The organism is Ruminococcus sp. AF17-12 (assembly GCF_003479245.1).
In the GTDB taxonomy this organism is placed as follows: Bacteria; Bacillota; Clostridia; order Lachnospirales; family Lachnospiraceae; genus Blautia_A; species Blautia_A fusiformis.
The window spans coordinates 1-2,541 of the sequence record NZ_QUGY01000032.1 but is presented as its reverse complement, the minus strand read 5'-3'; the positions used below and the strand labels follow the sequence as shown (position 1 = coordinate 2,541).

2 protein-coding genes are annotated in these 2,541 nt (G+C 43.3%); both read right to left on the bottom strand.

Annotated features, from left to right (window positions below):
• Window positions 1-63: 63 nt before the first annotated feature.
• Entirely contained in the window at window positions 64-828 is a 765-nt protein-coding gene (locus DWW77_RS17800; RefSeq protein WP_118609265.1) for an ATP-binding protein, read from the bottom strand.
• Window positions 825-2,390: a Mu transposase domain-containing protein gene (locus tag DWW77_RS17795; RefSeq protein ID WP_114002947.1), complete on the bottom strand. Its 1,566-nt coding sequence runs from the start codon at window positions 2,388-2,390 to the stop codon at window positions 825-827. The genes DWW77_RS17800 and DWW77_RS17795 overlap by 4 nt, the downstream gene beginning before the upstream one ends.
• Between the last annotated feature and the right edge of the window lie 151 nt (window positions 2,391-2,541).

Here is a 2,541-nt window from a genome sequence, read left to right as displayed (position 1 = left end):
CCAGTTCCGCTACTGCGGAACGGCTATTCCATTTTTAACGGTACGAAGTACCGCTAGATTACATCATTCTGTTTCACGCATATTTATACCGTTCATCTCCAGACGATACGTATGGTGCTTATCCGTGATTCGTGTAAGACACGCATCGGCGTAGGTGTTATCGGCAAACATATCGAACCATGTGCTGACTGGAAATTGTGAGATGACTACAGTTGATTTTCTTCCATCTCTGGTGTCAAGGACTTCAAAGAGATCCCGGCATTTATCAAGGTCGAGATCCATAAGACCGAAATCATCGATCACAAGCAGATCCAGCTTGGTCAGTTTATTCAGGTAATCCAGATTTGTGGATTTGATGCGTGCCTGTTCCATTTCACTCATAAGTGTGTTCGCTTTTATATACTTTACACTCTTGGACTGCTTCATTGCAGTTATGCAAAAAGCATTGATCAGATACGTTTTTCCACTGGCAGAAGAACCTGTTACAATGAGATTTTTTCCTTCCTCTATCCAATGGCAGGTACTCAGACGTTCTATTGTCTGGGTATCAAGCTGACGTTCTGGACGGTAAATGGTTTCATCAAGATCTGCCACCGGGTATCGCAGATGTGCTTCTTTCATCAGACGATTAAAGCGTTTATCTGCCCGTGCCTGCCACTCTGCATCAACCATTGCTGTCATGCGTTCCATAAACGTGTTCAGATCTGCATTGGGATCTTTCATCTGTTCTTCCAGGATATGTGCCATTTCCGGAACGCGGAAACTCTTCAGACGCATGATCAGAGCTTGTTCCTGGGGTGTTAATGTAATGTCATGGGATGAACTCATTTGTATGCCTCCTTTCCACGGATGTTTGTATGGGAAGGAAGTTTTCCGTTTATACCGCTGCTGGAATGATTATTCTGGACCATGCCAAGCACTTTCTTGAAATAAGAATACTTGCAGGCATTAGCTTCTACGCATTTCTCAGCAGCCTCCCGAACCAGTCGGTTAGGAACATCCTTACAGGAATGGAGTACACCGGCACAGCTGTTGTATGCCTGTTCCTCGTGTTTGGAACTGCGGAGTATCCTGTCAATAAGAGTTACCATAGATTCTCCATAGACAGATGCCCACCGTCTGTAATAAGCTCCGTCATGTGCATTCACTTCTTTGTAATACAGGTGTTCTGGTGGCATATGACTGTCATCTGTAATGTAAAGAGGAAAATCACGATAAGATCTCGGATGTCGGCAGATCAGCCGGTTATACTCGTCGCAGATCCGTATCTCCGTCATAGTAGCCTTAAGAATTGCAGGCTTCCCCTTATAGGTATACAATACAGAATAGTAGTGGGCATCATACTCAAGGTGGTAATTATCTGGAACTTTAAGAAAGTATTTATAATCACAAAGTGTATAACTTTCGCCTGGAAGCTGGTTCATACGCGGTTTGTCATACTTTTCAAATCCATTCATGCGGGATTTCCGAATGTCAGATTTTTTCTGGAAAGGACGCTGGTTGATGTCCGCTACGATCTTTTTGACCGCAGCATTCAGGGCTTCCAGAGAGGTATAAGTGTCTTTCTTTAATTCTTCTACCAGATGCGTTTCTAAGAAACGCACATGATTTTCAACGGTCGGTTTGCCTTTCGGTTTCCTTGGCGGCGGAGGCAGAATGACCGTATCATAGAAGGTCTCCAGATCTGAAAAGGCTGACTGCAGCACAAGTTCATCTTTGCTATGCATGGTAACAGCTGTTTTCAGATTGTCCGGGACAAGATATTTAGGAACTGCCCCATAATAAGACAGCGCGTGTACTGTGCCGGCAATAAAATGTGGAAGTTTTTCATCCAGAAAGATTTCTGCATAAACAAGGCTACTAAAACCAAGTGTAGTCGTAAAAATGTGAACTTTCCGAAGTTCGCCAGTTGCTGTGTCCAGTAGCAGTTCCGGCTGGTCGCCTACCCAGTCAATATACAGCTTTTCACCAGGGATCCGTTCCACAGGCATAGATGTTTTTGAAGTACCATAAGTATCTACCATAAAATCACGATACAGCTTATAAAACTGGGCAAGCTGGTAACCATTGGGATGCTCTTTTTTATAATCGATCCATAGAAAGCTCAAGTCGGCATGCTTTCCCATTTGGATCATTTGCTCATGTATTTTTTCAAAATCAGGTAGTGGAATGTCCTTATGTCGAAGGTTTCCTTTTGGATAGATGAGATCAACAACCTTTGCGGGTGGCATTTGCCGAAGATCATCCAGTGATAATCCTGAATCATTATAGCGGTTCATAATCAATGCAATCCCGCTCCGTCCAATCCGGTAACGTTTTTGTACGGCGTCATAACTGACTTTACTGAGTCGAAGTTCTATGACTCCAAGAATAGTATTGTAGTCGTGCATAATAGTTCCTCCTTTGCACAGTGATGAATAATAGTTACATCACAATAATAAAGGAAAAACGTACCGCTTTGAGCAGAAAGCGCATACCGCTAAATTAGAATGAATGTACCGCTGATTTCAGAATAGGCGTACCGTTCGAGCAGAATTTGCA